17 protein-coding genes are annotated in these 22,072 nt (G+C 68.9%); 9 read left to right on the forward strand and 8 right to left on the reverse strand.

Features of this window, described 5'->3' with window-relative positions:
- The first annotated feature begins 15 nt into the window (after positions 1–15).
- Together HMPREF9058_RS01720 and rplQ are read left to right on the forward strand one after the other, a co-directional pair.
- Entirely contained in the window at positions 16–1,017 is a 1,002-nt protein-coding gene (locus HMPREF9058_RS01720; RefSeq protein WP_003789324.1) for a DNA-directed RNA polymerase subunit alpha, read from the forward strand.
- A gap of 30 nt (positions 1,018–1,047) precedes the next feature.
- Complete coding sequence (rplQ, locus tag HMPREF9058_RS01725) at positions 1,048–1,773, forward strand: 50S ribosomal protein L17 (protein ID WP_009406029.1); 726 nt, start codon at positions 1,048–1,050, stop codon at positions 1,771–1,773.
- Between the two features lie 96 nt (positions 1,774–1,869).
- Here rplQ and HMPREF9058_RS12760 read toward each other — a convergent pair whose 3' ends face one another.
- The 3 genes from HMPREF9058_RS12760 to HMPREF9058_RS01735 all read right to left on the reverse strand — a co-directional run bounded on the left by HMPREF9058_RS12760 (position 1,870) and on the right by HMPREF9058_RS01735 (position 6,999).
- On the reverse strand, positions 1,870–2,133 hold the full coding sequence (locus tag HMPREF9058_RS12760) for a tetratricopeptide repeat protein (protein WP_009747526.1): 264 nt from the start codon (positions 2,131–2,133) through the stop codon (positions 1,870–1,872).
- A complete protein-coding gene (locus tag HMPREF9058_RS01730; RefSeq protein ID WP_009406051.1) occupies positions 2,103–4,781 on the reverse strand; it encodes a tetratricopeptide repeat protein in 2,679 nt (892 codons plus the stop codon). Before HMPREF9058_RS01730 ends, HMPREF9058_RS12760 begins: the two co-directional genes overlap by 31 nt.
- A 388-nt stretch (positions 4,782–5,169) precedes the next feature.
- Positions 5,170–6,999, reverse strand: coding sequence for a tetratricopeptide repeat protein (locus tag HMPREF9058_RS01735; protein WP_009405464.1), 1,830 nt, complete (start codon positions 6,997–6,999; stop codon positions 5,170–5,172).
- Between the two features lie 177 nt (positions 7,000–7,176).
- Here HMPREF9058_RS01735 and HMPREF9058_RS01740 point away from each other — a divergent pair, with 177 nt between their 5' ends.
- Positions 7,177–7,905 (forward strand): MgtC/SapB family protein, encoded by a 729-nt coding sequence (locus HMPREF9058_RS01740; protein ID WP_003789333.1) that lies wholly within the window; start codon positions 7,177–7,179, stop codon positions 7,903–7,905.
- A gap of 11 nt (positions 7,906–7,916) precedes the next feature.
- Here HMPREF9058_RS01740 and HMPREF9058_RS01745 read toward each other — a convergent pair whose 3' ends face one another.
- The 3 genes from HMPREF9058_RS01745 to HMPREF9058_RS01755 all read right to left on the reverse strand — a co-directional run bounded on the left by HMPREF9058_RS01745 (position 7,917) and on the right by HMPREF9058_RS01755 (position 11,902).
- On the reverse strand, positions 7,917–9,395 hold the full coding sequence (locus HMPREF9058_RS01745) for an NAD(P)(+) transhydrogenase (Re/Si-specific) subunit beta (RefSeq protein ID WP_009405913.1): 1,479 nt from the start codon (positions 9,393–9,395) through the stop codon (positions 7,917–7,919).
- Positions 9,396–9,407: 12 nt separating this feature from the next.
- Positions 9,408–10,958 carry a Re/Si-specific NAD(P)(+) transhydrogenase subunit alpha gene (locus tag HMPREF9058_RS01750; protein WP_009747274.1) on the reverse strand — a complete coding sequence of 517 codons (1,551 nt, stop codon included), beginning with the start codon at positions 10,956–10,958 and terminating at the stop codon, positions 9,408–9,410.
- A gap of 188 nt (positions 10,959–11,146) precedes the next feature.
- The gene (locus tag HMPREF9058_RS01755) at positions 11,147–11,902 is read right to left on the reverse strand and encodes an ROK family protein (protein ID WP_009406089.1); all 756 of its coding nucleotides are present in this window, start codon (positions 11,900–11,902) and stop codon (positions 11,147–11,149) included.
- A 48-nt stretch (positions 11,903–11,950) separates the two neighbouring features.
- On the opposite strand from HMPREF9058_RS01755, the gene truA reads away from it, so the two are divergent.
- The 6 genes from truA to HMPREF9058_RS01790 all read left to right on the forward strand — a co-directional run bounded on the left by truA (position 11,951) and on the right by HMPREF9058_RS01790 (position 20,124).
- Complete coding sequence (gene truA / locus HMPREF9058_RS01760) at positions 11,951–12,850, forward strand: tRNA pseudouridine(38-40) synthase TruA (RefSeq protein WP_009747538.1); 900 nt, start codon at positions 11,951–11,953, stop codon at positions 12,848–12,850.
- Between the two features lie 257 nt (positions 12,851–13,107).
- Entirely contained in the window at positions 13,108–13,551 is a 444-nt protein-coding gene (rplM, locus tag HMPREF9058_RS01765) for a 50S ribosomal protein L13 (protein WP_003789346.1), read from the forward strand.
- A 43-nt stretch (positions 13,552–13,594) separates the two neighbouring features.
- Positions 13,595–14,089: a 30S ribosomal protein S9 gene (gene rpsI, locus HMPREF9058_RS01770; RefSeq protein ID WP_003789348.1), complete on the forward strand. Its 495-nt coding sequence runs from the start codon at positions 13,595–13,597 to the stop codon at positions 14,087–14,089.
- 309 nt (positions 14,090–14,398) lie between these two features.
- Positions 14,399–15,760 carry a phosphoglucosamine mutase gene (gene glmM, locus HMPREF9058_RS01775; protein WP_043537568.1) on the forward strand — a complete coding sequence of 454 codons (1,362 nt, stop codon included), beginning with the start codon at positions 14,399–14,401 and terminating at the stop codon, positions 15,758–15,760.
- Positions 15,761–16,368: 608 nt separating this feature from the next.
- On the forward strand, positions 16,369–16,830 hold the full coding sequence (locus HMPREF9058_RS01785) for a hypothetical protein (protein ID WP_009393329.1): 462 nt from the start codon (positions 16,369–16,371) through the stop codon (positions 16,828–16,830).
- Positions 16,831–16,944: 114 nt separating this feature from the next.
- Positions 16,945–20,124, forward strand: coding sequence for a BTAD domain-containing putative transcriptional regulator (locus HMPREF9058_RS01790; RefSeq protein WP_254654030.1), 3,180 nt, complete (start codon positions 16,945–16,947; stop codon positions 20,122–20,124).
- Between the two features lie 16 nt (positions 20,125–20,140).
- Here HMPREF9058_RS01790 and HMPREF9058_RS01795 read toward each other — a convergent pair whose 3' ends face one another.
- Positions 20,141–20,968: an ABC transporter permease gene (locus HMPREF9058_RS01795; protein ID WP_009405639.1), complete on the reverse strand. Its 828-nt coding sequence runs from the start codon at positions 20,966–20,968 to the stop codon at positions 20,141–20,143.
- Positions 20,965–22,035, reverse strand: a complete 1,071-nt coding sequence (locus tag HMPREF9058_RS01800) for a daunorubicin resistance protein DrrA family ABC transporter ATP-binding protein (protein ID WP_043537727.1) — start codon at positions 22,033–22,035, stop codon at positions 20,965–20,967. The genes HMPREF9058_RS01795 and HMPREF9058_RS01800 overlap by 4 nt, the downstream gene beginning before the upstream one ends.
- Between the last annotated feature and the right edge of the window lie 37 nt (positions 22,036–22,072).

The following is a 22,072-nucleotide window of genomic DNA, read 5'->3' on the forward strand; positions in this document are numbered from 1 at the left end:
ACGAAAGGAAACCACGTGCTCATTGCACAGCGACCCACGCTCACCGAGGAGGTCGTGGTCGAGGACCGCCGCTCGCGCTTCGTGCTCGAGCCCCTCGAGCCCGGCTTCGGCTACACGCTCGGCAACTCCCTGCGCCGCACGCTGCTGTCCTCCATCCCGGGGGCGGCCGTGACCAGCGTCCGCATCGACGGGGTGCCCCACGAGTTCCGCACGATCCCCGGGGTCAAGGAGGATGTCGCCCAGATCATCCTCAACATCAAGGAGATCGTCCTGTCCTCGGAGAACGACGAGCCGGTCGTCATGTACCTGCGCAAGTCCGGTCCGAGCGAGGTCACCGCCGGTGACATCACCCCGCCGGCCGGCGTCGAGATCCACAACCCCGATCTGGTCATCGCCACTCTCAACGAGAAGGGCAAGCTGGAGATCGAGCTGACGGTCGAACGCGGCCGCGGCTACGTCTCCGCCAACCAGAACAAGGACCCCAACGCGGAGATCTCCCGCATCCCGGTGGACTCGATCTACTCGCCGGTCAAGAAGGTCTCCTACTCCGTCGAGGCCACCCGTGTGGAGCAGCGCACCGACTTCGACCGTCTCATCGTCGACGTCGAGACCAAGTCCTCCATCACCCCGCGTGACGCCCTGGCCTCCGCCGGTAAGACGCTCGTGGAGCTCTTCGGCCTGGCCCGTGAGCTCAACGTCGAGGCCGAGGGCATCGAGGTCGGCCCCTCGCCGATCGACGAGGCCTTCCAGCAGGACCTGGCCCTCATGATCGACGAGCTCGACCTGCAGGCCCGCTCCTCCAACGCCCTCAAGCGCGAGGGCATCCACACCGTCGGTGAGCTCGTCTCGCGCAGCGAGGCCGACCTGCTCGACATCCGTAACTTCGGCGCCAAGTCCATCTCCGAGATCAAGGACAAGCTGGCCGAGCTGGGGCTCTCCCTCAAGGGCTCCCCGGTCGACTACGTCTCGGACGACGACTACGCCAACCCCACGTTCAGCGACGAGACCCAGGCCTGAGCCGGCTCGTTATTCACCTAGGAGACAACCATGCCTCGCCCCACTAAGGGTCCCCGTCTGGGCGGAAGCGCCCAGCACGAGCGTCACCTGCTCGCCAACCTGGCCACGCAGCTCATCGTTCACGAGTCGATCAAGACCACGGAGGCTCGCGCTCGTCGCCTGCGTCCCTACGTCGAGAAGCTCATCACCAAGGGCAAGCGCGGTGACCTGCACGCCCGCCGTACCGTGCTGAAGAAGGTGACGGACAAGTACGCCGTCTACCGCCTCTTCGAGGAGCTCGCCCCCAAGTTCGAGGGCCGCGAGGGCGGTTACACCCGCATCATCAAGACGACCCCCCGCAAGGGCGACAACGCCCCCATGGCGGTCATCTCCCTGGTGCTGGAGCCGGTTGCCCGCAAGGAGATCGTGGAGGACGCGGTCGCCACCGCCAAGAAGGCCGCCCAGAAGGCCGTCGCCGACGAGGACAAGGCCGAGAAGAAGGCCACGACCGAGAAGGCTGAGGAGAAGGCCGACAAGGCTGAGAAGGCTGACAAGGCCGAGTACGCGGGCGCGGTCCGTCTCGAGGAGGGCGCCACCGACGCTCCCGACGACGACCACCTGGTCAAGGGCAACGAGGACTCCATGAAGTACCACGTTCCCGGCTCGCGCTGGTACGACGCCACGGTCGCCGAGGTCTGGTTCGTCAGCGCCGAGGACGCCGAGGCCGCGGGCTTCGCCCCCGCCGGCGGCGCCGCCGCCCAGAAGGTCGAGAAGTGAGCCAGAGCTGACACACTGAGCAAGAACTCCGGGAGGGCCGGTCACCTGATGGTGACCGGCCCTCCCCGTGTTTGTCGGTGGGTGGTGGCGGGCCTGTCAGACGCGGCCCTCCTCCGTCTCCTTCATCCGCTTGAGGACCTCATCGCGCTCCTTCCGGATGCGGGCGGCCTCCTTAGTGTTGCCACTTCGCTCCAGGATGTCTGCGTAGGTGTTGAGGGATCTGGTGAGAGCGGGGGTGTAGGCGGCTGGGTTGTGCTTGGCCAGGGTCCGGTAGAGGTTGGTGGCTTCCTGGGCGGTCTGGAGGGCCTCATGGTGCTGTCCGTTGTCAGCTAGGCGGTTGGCGAGGTTGTTGAGGGACATGGCGAGGTCGGGGTGTAGGCGGCTGGGTTGTGCTTGGCTAGTTTTCTGCGAATGGTGACTGCTTCTTGGGCGGTCTGCAGGGCCTTGTGCGGTTGTCCGTTGCCGTCCAGATGGATGGCGAGGTTGTTGAGGGATTTGGCGAGGTTGGGGGTGTAGGCGGCTGGGTTGTGCTTGGCCAGGGTCCGGTAGAGGTTGGTGGCTTCCTGGGCGGTCTGCAGGGCCTTGTGCGGTTGTCCGTTGCCGTCCAGATGGATGGCGAGGTTGATGAGGCACATGGCGAGGTTAGGGGTGTAGGCGGCTGGGTTGTGCTTGGCCAGGGTCCGGTAGAGGTTGGTGGCTTCCTGGGCGGTCTGGAGGGCCTCATGGTGCTGTCCGTTGTCAGCTAGGCGGATGGCGAGGTTGATGAGGCACATGGCGAGGTCGGGGGTGTAGGCGGCTGGGTTGTGCTTGGCCAGGGTCCGGTAGAGGTTGGTGGCTTCCTGGGCGGTCTGCAGGGCCTTGTGCGGTTGTCCGTTGCCGTCCAGATAGATGGCGAGGTTGTTGAGGGAGCGGGCGAGGTCGGGGGTGTAGGCGGCTGGGTTGTGCTTGGCCAGGGTCCGGTAGAGGTTGGTGGCTTCGTGGACGGTCTGCAAGGCGTCGTGCGGTTGCCCGTTCTCCGCCTGGCTGCCAGCGAGGTTGTTGAGGGAGCTGGCGAGGTTGGGGGTGTAGGTGCCTGGGTTGTGCTCGGCCAGGGTCCGGTAGAGCTTGGTTGCTTCTCGTACGGCTTTGAGGGCCTCATCGTGTCTTCCGATATTGGCCAAGCATCTGCTAAGTGATAGTCTCCGTGAAGCATAGGTTGCTCGATCAATTTCAGAGGAGTCATCTGTTGGAGGGAGGATATTGGCTGAACATTGAGCAAGCTCGTATTCCAACAATGCGGTGAAGTATCCACTATCGGATAGAGTCTGCTGTGCCTCGTGGGCCTTGTTAGGGTCAATGTGGGGACGTACTGCGTTAACGAGTTTGGCGAAGCCCGCTGCGAGGTCTGGGCTCTGGGAGTTGACGGTCTGTGCGTGAACTGCCTGAGTCACTTCCACTAGAACATCGTTGATGATTCGTCCTACTTGCTCATTGAGGCGAGGATCTGTTGATGCGCGTTCGAGGGCGGTCCAGGTTCGAAGAGATGACGTTCCCGCTCTGCTCGGAGACAAAAGTTCTCGGAGAAGAGGTACTAGGTCGTCAGCTGTGGAGGCGACGAGGTGCTCGCCGATGCGGTCCGGCTCAAGATGTTCGCACCACAGGGCTGGTTGTCCGTTAGCGTTCATGTGGGGTGGGTAGCAGTTTCGCAGCCATCTGGCCAGGTCCTTGGTATTCTTGCCGGGATTGGCTGGAAGGAGATTGAGAAGGCTGATAGCGTCCTCCTCGTCCTGAATGTCGGTGAGTGTGGCGGCAGCCACTGCCTGGCGTGCCAGTTTTCGATTGAGATTACCCTGGGTATCGGTGGGAGTTGCAGTACCTTCTGTCTGGTGGTGTCGGTCGGCATTGACGGCGAGACTTGACGGCCAGTGTTCGGCCCAGTAGTGCTCCTCGTGGCAAAGAACTTCCTCGAACAACTCGCTCGGCGAGCAACTCTGCTGAGTCCTAGATTGGGGGCGTGCGTTCAGGAAGGCGTCGACTGTGACGAGGAGGGGCTGAGAGTACATGGGATCATTGAGTTGCTCGATAATATCGCTTGCTGGTGATGATTCTGACGGCTCAGTGAATGATCTGTACGCCGCCTCGAACAGCTCCTCTCGTTCCCTGTCGGATAGTCCTTCGTCGCTAAGAATGATCGTTGAGGCTTCGTCGAGAATGAGATTTACTCCCTCATTCTGGGATTTCTGTGGGCGAAGCGCATCGAGCCACTTGTTGGAACTTTGGTGGGTGACTGAGAGTGGTGATGGCCGCCGGACCAGGAAGACGATCCGCACCCGCCGCCTCTCAGGATCCTCGGCTGCTTGGAGAGCAACATTGATGACCTCAGTGACCACTTCCGGTCGAGCCTCGGCGTAGTCGATCACGAGCAGCAGTGACGAAGCATCGTTGCTGGACGACGTGTTGTCGGACCGTTCGATGTTCTGAAGGAACCCGGCCTGCCAGACCTCAGCACCTTGGTGATGAGTGCTTGGTGTGGTGAGACGTCGGCAGAGCTCCACGCCGAGGCGAGTCTTCCCAGAGCCGCCGTCCCCGCCCAGAACGTGGATCGCGAATCGCTCCTCGCTTCGCGCCCACGTCTCTAAGCGGGTGAGTGCCTCCGCGCGGTCGAGGAAGGGAACCGGGGTCGACTTAGCGCTCAGAAGCCGGACGATGCTCATACCTTCTGGCGCGAAGTTCTGCTGCGGTTGCGCGGGTTCCAGGGTCAGCCGTTGGTATCCAACCTCGACTGTGAACGGAAGGCGAACCGGTGGAAGTTGCTGCTTGCGTGCGGTGATGCGTTGGGTTCGCTGTCTCCGTTCCCATGTCTTCCATGCTCGCTTGCCAAGCCAGATCGCCAGAGGGAGGGCCAGTGCCGTGATGACGTACGCGACGAAGGGCTGCTCCTTCCACAAGTGGTTTAACGGGTCGAGCGAGTCGAGCCACGACTGACTTGAGGACGTCGTCGGTATGGGTGAAGGGGACGGCTCTGTCACGGTACGGACCTCGGGGAGAAGAGGAAGACTGCTGTAGGGTAGTCTACCGAGCAGCTGCTCGGTTTCTCACGGTTCTCGTACCGCTGCCACTACGGAAGAACGGTGGCCCTGACGCACAGTGCGGTTGCGTAGGTTTGTTGTGGTCGTTCCCTTCGACCTCGGCTGATGGGTGACGGGGTTGAGCCTCTGGCCGACACTGGCCGTCTGTCTCGGCTGCGACTGATCGGGGACGTACTTTTTCGACGAGAACTGCGATGTCCTCCAGATCGCTGGGGGCGGACCTCAGTCGTGTGGGGGAGAAGTACGTCCTGGGCGCAGATCGCAGTCCCCGATCCGCTTGGCTTCGAGTCCACCACGTGCGCCGACGCCGCCGGGCCGGTGCCGCCCCTCAGAATCCCCGGATGGAGTCCTCCAAGGCCTTGTCCTCCGTCATGGCCTCGCTCTCTTGGCGGATGCGGGCGGCGTCGGCCTCCCTGCCCGCCCACTCGAGGACTGACACATAGGTCCGCAGCGCGCCGGCGAGCCCCCGGCTGAAGTCCTCCGGGCGCCTGCGGACCAGGCTCTGGTAGGCGGCCACCGCCTCGCGTGCGGTCTCCAGGGCCTCGCCGCGGTGACCGGCCTCGGCCAGGCGTTTGGTGAGCCGGTGCAGGCACGGGGCCAGCGCCGGGGCGTGCGTCGCCGGGTCGCGCTCGGCCAACTCCCGGCGGATAGCCGCCGTCTCCCGGATCGCGGCCAAGGCGGCGGAGCGGTCCCCGACGTCACTCAGGCATGTGGCCAGGTTGTGCAGGCAGGCCGCCAGGTCCGGCTTGTAGGCGGTCGGATCGACCTGGGCCAGGCTCCGGTAGAAGGTGACCGCCTCCTGCACCGCAGCCAGGGCCTCGTGCGCACGCCCGGCCCGGCTGAGGTTCAAGGTGAGGATGTTGAGCGCCCGAGCCAGGTCGGCGGTATGAGGGGCCGGGTTGGTACGGACCAGCTGCCGGTAGATGTCGATGGCCTCCCAGGCCATGGCGAAGGATTCCTGCAGCTGCCCGGCCGTATACAGGTAGACGGCGAGGACGTACAGGGACTCAGCCAGGGCCGGGGTCTCAGTGCTGGGGCGGCTGTGCTCCAGAGCGCGTCGAATGCTGACTGCCTCCCGTGCCGAAGCCAGCGCGCGGTTCAGGCTGCCGCCATCACGCAGGCAGGCGGCTTGAACCGTCAGGGCGTCGGCCAGGTCAGGCAGGTGGGTGTCGGGGGTGCTGTGGGCCAGAGCGCGAGCGAGGTTGGCTGCCTGCTCGCCCGCGGCGAGTGCCTCACGGTGCCGCCCCACGTCGCTCAGGCGCCGAGCCAGTGTCCCCAGGGCATGGGCGGCCTTCGGCGAGGAGAGCGTCGGCGTGCGGCGGGCCAGTCCCCGGTAGAGTGCAGCGGCCTCCTCGGCCGCCTCCAGGGCCTCGGTTCGGCGCCCGACGGCGGCCCCACAGGCGGCCAGCACCTCCAGAGCTCCGGCAAGATCGCCGGTGTAGGAACCGATCTCCTCCCCATCGAGGCGGCGGTAGAGACCCACGGCCTCCCGGGCCATCTCGAGGGCCTCATCGACATAGCCCACCGTGCGCAGTCTGGGAGCCAGACGGGCCAGGTCCGCCGCGAGTCGGCGCGTGTGCACATCCGGATCAGCCCGGACCAGACGCCGTCGGACGGTGAGGGCCTGCTGGGCGGTGACGAAAGCGGCGCTGGGCCGACCGGACTCACTCAGGCAGCAGGCGAGTGTGACCAGTGCCTGAACCAACCCGGTCTCGTCGGTGACAGAATCATCCCGGCGCAGGCCCCGGTAGAGGTCCACGGACTCCTGAGCGCTGGCCAGGGCGTCACGCAGATCGCCGGAAGCGCTCAGGTCGACGGCGAGGCGGCACAGAGCCTGCGCCAGCCCGGAGGCGTGGGCGTCGTAGTCGTGCCGGGTCAGGCGCCGTCGGAGCCGGACCGTCTCCTGCGAGACCGCAACCCCCTCACGCATGCGGCGGGTCTCGCGCAGGCGGTCCGCCATGACGGACAGCCCCTCTGCCAGATCGGGCAGGTAGACGTCCGGACTGAGCCGGGCCAGGCTCCGGAGAAACTGGCAGGCCTCCCGTGCGGCATCCAGAGCCTCCCCCCGACGGCCCGATCCTGCCAGGCGCTCACTGAGTTCCAGCAGCCGACCGGCGCGAGCAGCCCCCTCGGGGGCGGCGCAGGGGGAGAGCAACACGTCTGACAAGCCTCAGGGACAGGGGGAAGATGGTGTGCTCACGCTAAACGGTGCCTGCGCGCCGCCGCGATGGGGAGACATCACCAAAGGCGCGCCCGGCCAGGGGCTCCTTTAGAATCGGCGCTGTGCTGGCAGCGGGCCGGCAGGGGGCCGGCGGCTGCTGGCAGGACAGGCACGGTGACGACACGGAAGGGAGTCGGTGTGGACACGCTGTTCAGCCTGAACCACGTGGGGGTTCAGGTCGTCGCGATGCTCGCCACCTTCGTCCTGTGTCTGACGCTGGGCGCCGAGCGCCACCTGCGCCACAAGGACGCCGGCGTCAAGACGCACGTCCTGGTGGGACTGGGCTCGTGCCTGTTCACCCTGGTGTCCGCCTACGGCTTCGCCCCGATCACCGGCTCGGATGTCGCGGTGGACCCCAGCCGCGTGGCCGCGCAGATCGTCTCCGGTATCGGCTTCCTGGGAGCCGGGGTCATCTTCGTCAACAACGACACCGTCCGGGGCCTGACCACCGCCGCGACCGTCTGGCTCAGTGCCGCCATCGGCATGGCCTGCGGGGCGGGCATGATCCCCCTGGCGGCCACGGCGGTCGCGCTGGACTACATCGTCGTCCTGTTCCTGGGCCCCCTCACCTCGCGCCTGCAGCGCCGCCGCGGCGAGGTGACTGTGCGCATCGACTACGAGATCGGCAGCGCCGTCATGCCCGAGATCCTCCAGGTCGCCACCGCATCGGGCTTCACCGCCACCCTGGAGGAGACCGAGGTGACCCGCGGCGAGCACGGGCGCACCATGAACGCCGTCATGCGCTTCCACGGGCAGCGCCCCGCCGTCAACCTCATCGAGGCCCTCTCCGGGCTCGACGGCGTCGACGGCGTCGAGTGCCTCGAGGGAGGCCGGCTCGACTGAGCCCGCCCCTCCTACTCCAGGGCGCGGATGATGGCCTCAACCGTGTCCTTGGCGTCGCCGAACAGCATGGAGCTGTTCTCCCGGAAGAAGAGCGGGTTGTTGACCCCCGCGTAGCCGGTCGCCATGGAGCGCTTGAAGACGATGACCCGGCTGGCCTCCCACACGTGCAGCACCGGCATGCCCGCGATCGGGGAGCCCGGCTCCTGGGCGGCCGGGTTCACGGTGTCGTTGGCGCCGATGATGAGGACGACATCGACCTCGTTGAAGGAGTCGTTGACCTCATCCATCTCCAGGACGATGTCGTAGGGGACCTTCGCCTCGGCCAGCAGCACGTTCATGTGCCCGGGCAGGCGGCCCGCCACCGGGTGGATGCCGAAGGTGACCTCCACGCCCTCCGAGCGCAGCATCTCGGTCAGCGTGGCCACCGGGTACTGGGCCTGGGCGACGGCCATCCCGTAGCCGGGGGTGATGACCACGCGCCGGGCGGACTGCAGCAGGTGGGCCACCTCGCCGGCAGTGGTCTCATGCACCGTGCCCTCCTGTCCCGAACCGCTCGAGGCGGCGCTGGTGGAGTCGGTCCCGTAGCCTCCCAGCAGCACCGAGACGAAGGAGCGGTTCATGGCCTGGCACATGAGGTAGGACAGGTAGGCCCCCGAGGAGCCCACCAGCGCCCCGGTGATGATGAGCAGGTCGTTGTCCACCATGAAGCCGGTGAAGGCGGAGGCCCATCCCGAGTAGGAGTTCATGATCGAGACGACCACCGGCATGTCGCCGCCGCCGATGGCCAGCACCAGGTGCGCCCCCAGCGCCAGTGCGATGAGCGTCATCACCGCCAGGAGGGCCCAGCCCGCGGCGGAGCCGGCCGGTGCCATCATGAAACCGACCATGAGGACCAGGGAGCCGATGAGCGCCCCCAGGTTGAGCAGGTTGCGGCCCGGCAGCGTCAGCGGCCGCCCCGGCACCCGGCCGGCCAGCTTGGCGGCCGCCAGGACCGAGCCGGTGAAGGTCACCCCGCCGACGAACACGCCCAGGAAGACCTCACCCAGGTGGAAGGCGCCCAGCGAGGCGGACAGGGCGTCGGGGGAGACGTAGGAGTTGTAGCCCACCAGGACGGCCGCCAGCCCCACCAGCCCGTTGAGCACGGCGATGAGCTGGGGCATCCCGGTCATGGCGACGCGCCGGGCCACCACCAGCCCGATGACCGAGCCCAGGGCCAGGCCCATGGCGATGAGCAGCAGCGTGGGCAGCACACCGCGTGCGGGGTGGTTGCTCAGGGCCAGGCCGATGGCGGCCAGCACCGCAACGCCCATGCCGACGGCGCCCGCCACGTTGCCGGCCACGGCCGTCTCATGGCGGGACAGGCCGGCCGCGGCCAGGATGAACAGGATCGCGGCGGCGATATAGGCCAGGACCACCGGCGAGGGCAGCGACGGCACGGCGGCGATCAACGTGCTTGACGACGTGGCCGGCATCAGGATGTGAGTCATCATCTGCTCCTCACCTCAGTCCTTCGTGAACATGGCGAGCATGCGGTGGGTGACCGCGAAGCCGCCGACGATATTGATCGTGGCCAGGACCACCGCCGCCAGGCTGATGGCGCTGATGAGCGGATGGGGGTGACCGACTTGCGAGATCGCCCCGACCAGGATGATTCCCGAGATCGCGTTGGTCACCGACATCAGCGGTGTGTGCAGGGCCGGGGTCACGTTGGAGATGACGTGGAAGCCCAGGATCACCGAGAGCATGAGCACGATGTAGTGGCTCGTGGCGGCCGACGGCGTCACCAGCACCAGTGCGGCGGCCACCAGGGTCGCCGCGGCCAGCCCCAGCCACTGCCGGGAGCGTGAGCGCGCCTGGGCCGCGCGGGCGGCCTCCTGGGCGGCCGCGTCGTCGGCGGCCGTCCGCTCCGGCTGGCTCGCGGCGGGGGCGGCCGAGACCTGGATCGGGGGAGGGGGCCACAGGAGCTCGCCGTCGTGGGTGACCGTGATGGCCCGGACCACCTCATCGTCCAGGTCCAGGGCGAGGGTCCCGTCCTTGTCGGGGGTGACCAGGCTCAGCAGGTTGACGATGTTGCGCCCGTAGAGCTGGGTCGCTTGCGCGGGCAGCATCCCGGCCAGGTCCGTGTGCCCGACGATCGTGACACCGCCGTCGGTGGTGATCACCTGACCGGGCACCGTCAGCTCGGTGTTGCCTCCGGTGGCCGCCGCCATGTCGATAATGACCGATCCGGGGCGCATGGCCTCGATCGCGGAGCGGTCCAGGAGCACCGGGGCACGGCGCCCCGGGATGCTCGCCGTGGTGATGACGACGTCGGACTCGGCGGCCTGCTGGGCGTAGAGCGCGTTGGCCGCACTCGCCTGGTCGGCGCTCATCTCCTTGGCGTAGCCGTCGGAGGACACCTCCTGGGCGCTGGGCAGCGGCACGAACTGCGCCCCCATGGAACGCACCTGGTCGGCGACCTCCGGGCGCACGTCGGAGCCGCGCACCTGCGCGCCCAGGGAGCAGGCGGTCCCGATGGCGGACAGGCCGGCCACGCCCGCGCCGATGACATAGACGGTGGCGGGCGGGAACTTACCGGCGGCGGTCACCTGCCCGCTGAACAGCCTGCCCAGGTGGGAGGCCGCCTCGATGACGGCGCGGTAACCGGCCAGGTTCGCCTGCGAGGAGAGCACGTCCAGGGACTGCGCCCGCGAGATCCTGGGGACCACGTCCAGGGCCAGAGCGCTGATGCCGCGCTCGCGCAGCGACTCGAGGAGCTCGGGGTGGCGCGCCGGGTCCAGCCGGCAGATGAGGACCGCGCCCCGGCTCATGAGCGCCAGGTGCTCCTCGGCGGGGGCCGAGGAGCTCACCACGACGTCGCAGCCCCAGACCCGGGCCCCGCCGGCCAGGCTGGCCCCGGCGGCCTCATAGGCCTCGTCGGGGAACTGCGCCCGCGCCCCGGCGCCGCTCTCCACCAGGACCTCGTAGCCCAGGCGGATCATCCGCTCCACCGTCTGTGGGCTCGCAGCGGCACGCGGCTGATCGGCCGGCTCGCAGGGGACTCCGATACGCATAGTGCCTCCTTGCACGATGAGGGTGCCGCCGTGGACACGTCGCAGAACTTATCGGCAAGATAGAAGGTGATGCGCCCCTCGGCAAGGGACTGTTGGTGCTGAGTCGGAGATATGAGCGGCCGGGTGTGCCGCGAAGGTAACCGGCCTCCCCTGGGGGAGGGCCCCGGCGACGGACGGAGTAACGGGAACTAGGGGCGGGCCATGTCCCAGCAGCGGGCGCCCCCGGTCATGCCGGCCTCGTTGGGGACCACGACGACGTCGTCGCCGATCTTGGCCAGCTGGGCCGCCGTGATCCGCCGCGAGTTGCCGCCGCCCAGGTAGAGGCGGTCCCACAGGTACATGGGGCGCAGGGCGTCGACGACGCGGCGCACCCGGCGCGACCAGTGGGCGTCGCCCAGGCGCAGGCGCTCGTGCTCGCCGATGTAGTCGTCGTACGTCAGTCCCCAGCGCACCGGCCCCTGGGAGACCTCCACGTGCGGGGCCAGGACCCCGTTGTCGAAGACCGCGTTGCCCAGGCCCGTGCCCAGGGTCACGATCATCTCCAGGCCGTGGCCCGTGACGACACCGGCCCCGGCGACCTCGGCGTCGTTGAGGACCAGGGAGGGGATTCCCAGGGCCCTGGAGACGGCGGCGCCCATGTCGAAGCGGCCCCAGGCCTCCACCAGGTCGGGCAGCACCTTGGATCGCGGGCCGTCCTTGGTGATGTAGTGCGGCGTGGCGACGACGACCCCGTGGCGGATCATGCCCGGCATCCCCACCGTCACCCGGTCCGCGCCCGGCAGCTGGGAGGCCAGCGAGGCGATGGTCTCCACCAGCTTCTCCGGCGGCAGCGGGTAGGGGGTCGGGGTGCGCACGGCGCGGGAGATGATGTTGCCCTCGCAGTCCAGCACCGAAGCCTTGATGCCGCCGCCTCCGCAGTCCACGGACAGAGTCGTTGTGCTCACGGCCGCGAGCCTAGTGGAAGGGCGAAGCCGGTGCGGTTCAATGGGGGCATGCCACGCATCCGCCTCGACCTGGCCTACGACGGGACCTTCTTCTCCGGGTGGGCCGCCCAGCCCGGGCTGCGCACCGTCGAGGGGGTCCTCACCTCCGCCCTGGCCACCGTGCTGCGTGAGCCCATCCGCCTCACCGTGGCCGGACGCACCGACGCCGGCGTCCACGCCGCCGCCCAGGTGGCCCACCTCGACGTGAGTCCTGAGGCCTGGGCCGCACTGCCCGGACGCTCCGAGCGCCTCCCCGAGGCCGCCCTGCTCACCCGGGTGGCGGGCGTCCTTGCCCGTGAGGCCCAGCAGAGCCTGGCGCGCACGCCGCGCGGGGCCAGCGACGTCGTCGTCACCGGGGCACGCACCGTGCCGGAGGCCTTCGACGCCCGCTTCGGCGCCCTGAGCCGCCGCTACACCTACCGGATCGCCGACGCCGCCGCCCCGCGCGACCCCGCCCGGCGCGCCACCGTCCTATGGCTGCCCGAGGTGCTCGACGTCGAGGCCATGGACGCCTGTGCCCGGCCCCTGCTCGGCGAGCACGACTTCCTGTCCTACTGCAAGCCCCGCGAGGGTGCCACGACCATCCGCACCCTGCGTACCCTGCAGTGGCGCCGGGCCGAGGCCGGGCCGGACGCAGGGCCGGACGCCGGGCTCGTGACCCTGAGCGTCGTCGCCGACGCCTTCTGCCACTCCATGGTCCGCTCCCTGGTGGGGGCGGGCCTGGCCGTCGGGCAGGGACGCAAGCCGGTCACCTGGCCGCGCGAGCTCCTGGACGCCCGCACGCGCCAGAGCGCCGCCCCCGTCGCCCCGCCGCACGGACTGACCCTGGAGGAGGTCACCTACCCGGCCGACGACGAGCTCGCCGCCCAGGCCGAGCGGGCCCGCACCACCCGGCGTCTGAGCTGCTGATCGGCGGTCAGGGGCTCGCCTGGCCGCGTGGTGCGATTCACGGAACTGGGAAGCCGCACCTTTTGACCCTTCCGCGGGGCGCCCGGTACTGTTGGCAATCGTCGTGCAGCACACGTGTGCGTGTCCGCGGTGCCGTCCCACTCGCCCCGGATCGCCTGTGCTCCGACCACTCACCTGACCATGGTGGTCTCGCCGAACGCGAACGCTTCACCGCGCTTCGGCGTGCCCACTCGCCAAGAGAAACGAAGGCAACGCCCGTGCGCACGTACACACCGAAGCCCGGCGACGTCGAGAAGAACTGGTACGTCATTGACGCCACCGACGTCGTCCTGGGTCGACTCGCGGCCCAGGCCGCCACCCTGCTCCGTGGGAAGCACAAGCCCCAGTTCGCCCCCAACGAGGACTGCGGCGACTACGTCGTCATCATCAATGCCGACAAGGTGGCTCTCACCAACGGCAAGGCTGACAAGAAGTTCGCCTACCGCCACTCCGGCCACCCGGGTGGTCTGACCGCCGTCTCCTACCGCGAGCTGCTGGCCACCCGCCCTGAGCGCGCCGTCGAGAAGGCCATCAAGGGCATGGTTCCCCACACCAAGCTCGGTCGCGCCCAGCTCAAGAAGCTCAAGGTCTACGCGGGTGCTGAGCACCCGCACGCCTCCCAGAGCCCGAAGACGTTCGAGATCACCCAGGTCGCCCAGTAAGCGCTCCAGCGCTCGGCACCCCGCGACAAGCAAAGGACATATCGTGGCTGAGACCACTGTCGACATTGACGCGCTGGACGAGGAGAACGCCCCCTCCAGCTACACCACCGAGACCGAGGAGTCCGCTCCGGGTCGCGGCCAGTCCATCACCGCCCCCGGCTCCGGCCTGGGTCGCCGCAAGGAGGCCGTCGCTCGCGTGCGCCTCGTTCCCGGCACCGGCCAGTGGACGCTGAACGGCCGCTCCCTGGAGGACTACTTCCCCAACAAGCTGCACCAGCAGCTCGTGCGCGCCCCCTTCACCATCCTGGACCTCGAGGGCCGCTTCGACGTCGTCGCCCGCATCAACGGCGGTGGCGTCTCCGGCCAGGCCGGCGCCCTGCGCCTGGGCATCGCCCGCGCGCTCAACGAGATCGACCGTGAGGCCAACCGCGCCACCCTGAAGAAGGCCGGTTTCCTCACTCGCGACTCGCGCATCGTGGAGCGCAAGAAGGCCGGTCTGCACAAGGCCCGCCGCGCCCCTCAGTACTCCAAGCGCTGATCGGGTCAGGTCCTGGCCGAGCCGGCCGGGCCTCCCCTCCGCTACGACGGCGGTCGTCCCCTTCCTGGGGCGGCCGCCGTCGTCATGTGTCAGGGGTGGCGGGGAGCCTCCCGGGCGGCACCGCTTCAGTCGATACGCGGCCGGCAGGCAGCCGATGCGCCCAGGTGGGGGGCGCGATCTCGGGCGCGAGCCGCCGGGCCGGGGTCGGCGCAGGACATCAGACCTTGTGCGCTGGCCGAAGGTTGGGCCCCGATGTTCGGCGCCCCGTGGCAGGATGGTGCTGTTTCGTCACCCTTCAGGAGGATTTCCATGGCTCGTCTCTTCGGAACCGACGGCGTACGCGGCCTGGCCAACGACCTGCTCACGCCCGCCCTGGCCGTACAGCTCGGTGAGGCCGCGGCCCGCGTCCTGACCAAGGACACGTCCGCCGCACGGAGCTCACGCAGCGGCCGCCCCCGCGCGATCGTGGGCCGCGACACCCGCGCCTCCGGAGAGTTCCTCGACCACGCCATCAGCGCGGGCCTGGCCTCCTCCGGCATCGACGTCACCCGCGTGGGCGTCCTGCCCACCCCGGCGATCGCCCACCTGACGGCCACCCAGGACATCGAGCTGGGCGTCATGATCTCCGCCTCCCACAACCCCTTCCCGGACAACGGCATCAAGTTCATCGCCCGCGGCGGCTACAAGCTCGCCGACGCCGTCGAGGACGAGATCGAGGCCCTCCTGGGCAAGGTCAACGACCGCCCCACCGGCGCCGACGTCGGCCGCGTCATCAAGGGGGAGACCGTCGCGGATCAGAACTACATCAACCACCTCGTCGACTCCGTCGCCACTGACCTGTCCGGCCTGCGCATCGTCGTCGACGCCTCCAACGGCGCCGCCTCCGTCGTCGGCCCGGCCGCGCTGCGGGCCGCCGGCGCCGAGGTCATCGTCATCAACGCCTCTCCGGATGGTCTCAACATCAACGACAACTGCGGCTCCACCCACCCCGAGCAGCTGCAGAACTACGTCACGGCGGTCGGGGCGGACATGGGTGTGGCCTACGACGGCGACGCCGACCGCTGCCTGGCCGTGGACGCCGACGGCAAGCTCGTCGACGGTGACCAGATCATGGGCATGCTCGCCATCGGCATGAAGGCCGACGGCACTCTCGGCTCCGACACGCTCGTCGTGACCGTCATGAGCAACCTCGGCCTCATCCTGGCCATGCGTGAGCACGGCATCCGCACCGTCCAGACCGGCGTGGGCGACCGCTACGTGCTCGAGCGGATGCTCCAGGGCGGCTACACCCTGGGCGGCGAGCAGTCCGGGCACGTCATCGACACCGTCCACGCCACCACCGGTGACGGCGTGCTCACCTCCCTGCACGTGGCTGCGCGCGTCAAGCGCACCGGCAAGACGCTGGCCGAGCTCGCCAGCGTCGTCACCCGCCTGCCCCAGACCCTCATCAACGTCAAGAATGTCGACAAGGGCGCCGCCAGCACCAACAAGGCCGTGCAGGACGCCGTGGCCTCCGCGGAGAAGGACCTGGGCGAGACCGGCCGGGTCCTGCTGCGCCCCTCGGGCACCGAGCCGCTCGTGCGCGTCATGGTCGAGGCCGCCACCCAGGAGGAGGCCGACCGCGTGGCCCGTTCCCTGGCCGACACCGTCAAGAACAACCTCAGCCTGTGAGCTGACGGCGGTTTCCTCCCCTGCCTTCAAAAGGCATCATGCCCGATCTATGTGCCCCGCCCAGAACCTATGGGCGGGGCACAGGCCATTGAAGGTTCTGGAACTGCAGGTGCACGGCGTGGCCGTGTAGTGGGTGACGTCTATGCCTCAGCCCCAATGTTATTGCCGATCTACTTCTGATATAACCGTTGGGATACAGCGTCTAACAAATCGAGCGGAGCGAGCATGGACCTGCCCGACGGCGGATACCGTCCTCCGCCGATCCACGTATGTGAGGACGAGACCTACCCAATCGATGTCGGCCCGATCGCCGGGCCAGGGCGCCACCGGATAGTCATACGGTTGAGGACCTACAGGGGGCGCGTGGTCGACTATGCGCTCCAGCATGAGTGGCGATCTAGCCCTGATGACGGCTGGCAGCCCGTGTTTCGGATCGACACGCGTCATGGTTGCATCCACTCTCACCAGTACCATCGGGACCGCGACCGTGAGACCCGTCCCATCCAAGTACTGGGGAGGAACGACCATGCCATACTGGGGGCGTCTTACGACGAGTCATACAAGCAGGTAATCGACTGGATGGAACAGCACTTCAGGAGCTGGCAGAGATGAGTGACACCAAGACGACGCGGCGTGATGCGGCGCGCGCTGTGGGGCTTTTCCTCGGTACGACTCAGGGGCGGGAGCTGTTCAGGCGCAACCACTACCTCAATGACACCAGGATCCTTGCGGTCCCTGAGTCCGAGCCCATCGACTCCGTGATCGCCGATCACCTCGACCACGGTGCCGACACGATCGTCGCCGTGTTCTTCCCCGATCGCCGGGGCAGCAAGCGCTTCGGCTTTTTCAGGTGGGAGATGCCTTCAAAGCAGGCCCCCGAAGGTTGGTGTGCTGCCGAAGGGGTGACGCTTGGGGCCGGACCTCAGGGCCGCACATCGTCCATCGGCGCTGTCATGGATACGATGAAGGCTCAACGTTTTACTCTTTCTGACGATGGCCCTCACGATGACGTCCCGGATGTGTCTACTCTGCTCAAGCGCATGTCGTCTCAAGCCTTTGCTGCTTCCTAGCACCTGAGTCTCACCTGAGGACCTCGCAGCCGCCGCCACCAGTACGGTGGCCGGTGTCGCGACCGGCCCCGGCGTGTGGAGCACCGCCTCACGGTGATGGGTGAGAATGGCCTCGTGACCTCTCCGTACCGCCTGGCTCTCCTGACGGAGCCGCCGACCTGGCAAGGCCGGTCCCTGAGCGGGAGGAGCCTTGACCTGCTCGCCGTGCTCGCCGGCAGCCAGGACGCCAGGGTGAGCGACGGCGCCCTCATTGAGGCCCTGTGGCCCGACGACGCCCCGGCCCGGCCGCTGCGGGCGCTTCACGTCGTCGTCTCCCGGCTGCGTGCCGTCGTGGGGGAGGGCGTCGTCGAGCGCAACGGCGATGGCTACCGACTGGAGCTGGCGGAGGCGGAGGCTGATGTCCGGGACCTGTCGTATCGGGCGGAGCGCGCCCGAGCCTGCGCCGCCGCCGGCCAGTGGGAGCAGGTCCTCGATCTCACCGACCGACTGCCCCAGGTGCCCGTTCCCGACGAGGTCGATGACAACGGTGGAGCAGGAGCCGCCCCTATGGCCCTCTTGCGAGAGCGGGCTGCAGCCCTGACCGAGGGGGCCCGCCGCGACCGGGGGCTCGCCCTGGAGGCCACCGGTGAGCACGAGCGGGCCGTGGACCTGCTGCGTGAGGCCTCCCAGCGCGACGGCGGCGACGAGACCGTCCTGGCCGCCCTCATGCGCGCCGAGTCCTGGGTGCGCTCACCGGCTGCGGCCCTGGAGATCTACGAGCAGTACCGCCGTCGGCTGCGCGAGCTGGGAGCCGTGCCCGGACCGGCCGCGCGCGCCGCCCACGAGGCCGTCCTGGCCGCCGAGAGCCCTGTGCGCCACGGCCTGCAGCCCGAGCCCGAGCACTTCCTGGGGCGCGAGGCGGACGTGACCGGTGTTCTCAAGGCCCTGAGCACCCACCGTCTGGTGACGCTCACCGGCCCCGGTGGGGTCGGCAAGACCACCCTGGCCCAGGTGGTGGCGGCCCGCAGCCGCCGCCCCGCCGTCTACGTCGTCGCCCTCGCCGAGGTGTCACCCGGAGCCGATCTGGCCAGGGTCGTGCTCGACGCAGTCGGAGGCTCCGCAGTCGTCAACGGTGACCCGCACCGCGATCTGGCCGCCGCCCTCTCCCAGCCCGGAACCGTCCTGGTGCTGGACAACTGCGAGCACCTGGCCGGCGAGGCGGCCGACCTCATCGGGCCGCTCCTGGTCGCCTGCCCCGATCTGCGCGTCCTGGCGACCTCGCGCCGCCCCCTCGACCTGGCCGCGGAGCACGTCCACCGCCTTGAGGCCCTCAATGCTGCCTCCTCCGCCGAGCTCTTCCGCACCCGTGCTCTGGCCGCTCGCCCCGGCCAGGTCATCGACGATGACGACTTAGGCGAGCTCCTGAGCCGGTTGGAGGGCATCCCCCTGGCCATCGAGCTGGCCGCCGCACGCACCCGCAGCCTGTCGGTCGGCCAGATCGCCGAGCGACTACCCGGCAGACCCGATCTGCTCACCGCCGCCCGTGACGCCCCCGCCCGTCAGCGCACCCTGACAGCGGTCATCGACTGGTCCTGGAACCTGCTCGACGCCGCCGAACGCCGCGCCCTGGCTCGGCTGGCCCTGCTCGCCGACGGCTTCACCCTCCTGCCCGCGGAGGCGCTCATCGGCGCGCAGGCCGCCGACCTCCTCGACGCCCTGGTCTCCCACTCCCTGCTCGTGGTGCGCGACCACGGCCTGCCCCGCTTCCACATGCTCGTCACCGTCCGCGACTTCGCTCTGGCGCAGCTGTCCGCCTCCGGTGACGAGGCCGAGGCCCGCGCGGCCCTGCGCCAGTGGGCGGTGGACCTGTGCTCCCAGATCCGTTTTCCCGTGGACGCCGGCGACTTCGGCGATGCCCGTCACCCCGAGGCGCGCCGCCACGACCGCCTTTTCCGGCAGGTCACCCACGATGAGGCCGTCATCCTTCAACAGCTCGACCGGCTCCTGGCACAGGCCGACGGCCACGGCACGGATCACCTGCCGGCGGAGCTGCGCGACGCCATCTGCCTCATCGGTGCCGCCCTCATGCGCCTGTGGAGCGTCACCTGGAGCTATGAGCGCATCGCCGACTACGGTGCGCGCCTCATCGCTTCCGCTGTCCAACCCGCCCAGGACTCACGCGGCAATGAGGCAGGCCTGAGCGTCCTGGCCCTGTGCGTCACCCTCTTCGGGCTCCTGAGCCACGTGCCTGCACAGGTCCGTTCCCTGCTGCCGGCCTCCTTCGACGGAGAGGGACCGTTCAGCCGGGTCAGGCGCTTCCTGCGTGCGAGCGATGAGCAGTGGCCCGAGCTGACCGGCGACGCCGACCCCTGGGTCGCCTGGGCGGCGACCCGCTGCCTGGCCGCCCAGCAGGAGGACGACGGTGATCCTCAGGCCTCCCTGGAGACCATCGAGGCCCTCCTGGGGCGGCTCCATGGCCACGACCTGGCCGGCATTCACCTGCTCGAGCTGCACCTCCACCGGCTGCAGGTGCTCATGTCCCTGGGGCGTTACAGCCAGGTCGTCGACGCCTGCTCGCGCGCCCAGGTGCTCCTGGAACGGGTCCTACCCAGCTGGGGCGAGTTCTTCCGCACGACACTGCACATGGAGGGGGCCTACTGCGCGGTCTACCTCGATCCGCGCCCCGAGACGGCGGGCAGGCTGCTGGAGAGCCTGGAGCCGGTCGACTTGCCGGGAACTATGCGCTTCATCGCCCGCTCCGTGCGTGGCGAGCTGGAGCTCACCCGCGGGAACGCGCGCACCGCCGCCCTCATCCAGCGCGTGAGCCTGCGCTACGCCGGGAACTGGCGCTCCATCCTGGGATCGGGCTCCCAGTGGGAGCTCTACATCCTGAGCATGTGCCTGGTCACCGACGTCGAGCTCAGCCCCGACGACGCCGTCGAGCTCGATGCCCGAGCCGTCCGTGCCCGAGCCACCTCCCTGCTGCGCGAGATCCTCTCCGATCCGGCTCCACTGCAGCGTGACATTCCCACGCTCATGGCTTTCGCGGCGGCCGTCGGCCTGTCCGCCGTGGCTGCTGAGGATGCGGGCTCCGACCGGCGGGCAGTAGGGGGCGAGCTGGTCGCCACCGCCCTGGCGGTGGGCACCAACCAGACCTGCCGCCTGCTCTCCCACGACTACCTGCGCAGCCGCACTGAGCGGCTGGACGCCCGGGCGCTGGCGCAGGCCGAGGAGAGGATCCGGTCCCTGGACCGCGGCGGGCTCGTGGCTCACGCCGCCGACCTCGCCGGCCGTCTGGCGGGCGAGGTCGGCTGAGTCCCTGAGGTGCGGCTCAGGCGTTGCGCCGCTGGTAGCGCACGACCGTCAGGGGAGCCATGATGGCCAGGATCAGCAGCGAGCCGATGATCGCGGCCCGCACGTCCCCGGCCGAGCCCGCTGTTCCGTCCAGCAGGTACCGGCCGCCGTCGACGATGTGCGAGACCGGGTTGTGGCTTACGAAGGCCTTGAGCCAGCCCGGTAGCGTCGAGGTGGGCACCATGGCGTTGGACAGGAAGGTCAGCGGGAACAGGACGATCACCGTGAAGGAGGTCACCGCCTGGGCCGAGGAGAACACCGTCCCCAGGAAGAGGAAGATCCAGGCGATGGCCCAGGCGCAGCCCGCCGCCAGGGCGATGGCGCCCAGCGCCCCGGACCAGCCGTTGACGGGCCGGTAGCCCAGGACGTAGCCGGTGAGTACGGTCAGTGAGGTGCAGATGAGGTAGCGCAGCACGTCGGAGACCATGGGACCCAGGACCGGCGCGATACGGGACATCGGCATGGTGCGGAAGCGGTCGAAGACGCCCTTGTCCATGTCCTCGCGCAGGTCCACGCCCACGCTCTGGCTCGTGGTCAAGGCATTCATGATGATGAGACCCGGGACGATCGTGGGCAGGTAGGCCTTGACGTCGCCGGCGATGGCGCCGCCGAAGAGCTCGCCGAACAGGACAGTGAACATGACCGGCTGGATGAGGATGTCGTAGAACTCCCCGGGGTTGCGCACCATGGTGATGAGTGAGCGCCAGGCCATGGCCAGGGTGTCCGGGACGAGCCGGGCCTCGCTGAAACGCCAGACGCCGGGGGAGAGGGAGGTACTGGTCGGTGCGGTGGCGGGGACGGTCATGACTGCTCCTGAGAGTCTGCGGGACGGGCGGATGGGGAAGTGGGTGATGGCGCCGACGGCGCGGCGGCATCGGGTGAGGCCGCGTCATCGTGCTTCGTGGGTTGCCCGGTCAGGGCCATGAAGACCGAGTCCATGCTGGGGCGGTCCACCGAGACGGTTCTGGGCGACAGACCGGCGTCGCGCAGGGCCACGAGCACCTCGGTGGCCACTGAGGCCTCGCTCAGCGGCGCCTGCAGGTGGGTGCCCTGGTCGACGGTCGCCGGGGCGTGACCGGTCACCCGCTCGATAACGGCAGCGGTAGCGGCCTGGTCCTCGGGGGTCGCCGGCGTCAGCACCAGAGAGCTGCTGCCCACCCGGTCCTTGAGCTCATCGGGGGTGCCCTCGGCGATGAGCCGTCCGGCATCGATGATGCCGACCCGGTGAGCCAGGCGGTCGGCCTCCTCCAGGTACTGAGTGGTCAGCAGGATCGTCGAGCCGCCCTCCACCAGAGAACGGATGACGTCCCACATCTGCTCACGCGTACGCGGGTCCAGACCAGTGGTGGGCTCGTCGAGGAAGATGAGCGGGGGACGGGAGATGAGCGAGACCGCCAGGTCCAGTCGCCGCCGCATCCCACCGGAGTAACCGCTCACCCGCTTGCCGCCTGCCTCGGTCAGGCTGAAGGCGGCCAGCAGCTCCTCGGCCCGCTCCCGCGCCCGACGCCGGCCAAGGCCCAGCAGGCGCCCGAAGAGGCGCAGGTTCTCCGAGCCGGTGAGCGTCTCATCGACGCTGGCGTACTGTCCCGTCACCCCGATGAGGCCGCGCACCGCGTGGCGCTCGCGGACGACGTCGTGCCCCAGGACCATCGCCCGGCCCCGGGTGGGGGCCAGCAGGGTGGTCATCATGCGCAGCGCCGTCGACTTGCCGGCACCGTTGGGGCCGAGCAGGCCGTAGACGATGCCGGTGGGGATCTCCAGGTCCAGGCGGTCGACGGCGGTGAAGGAGCCGAAGGTGCGGGTCAGGCCATCGGTCCTGATGGCCGGTGTCTCGCCCGGTGAGAGCGATTCGTTTGCTGTTCGTGTTGCCATGCCGCCAAGGCTGGACCCCAGCGGTTTCACCGCGGCT

Source organism: Actinomyces sp. oral taxon 175 str. F0384, from assembly GCF_000223355.1.
Classification (GTDB): domain Bacteria; phylum Actinomycetota; class Actinomycetes; order Actinomycetales; family Actinomycetaceae; genus Actinomyces; species Actinomyces oris.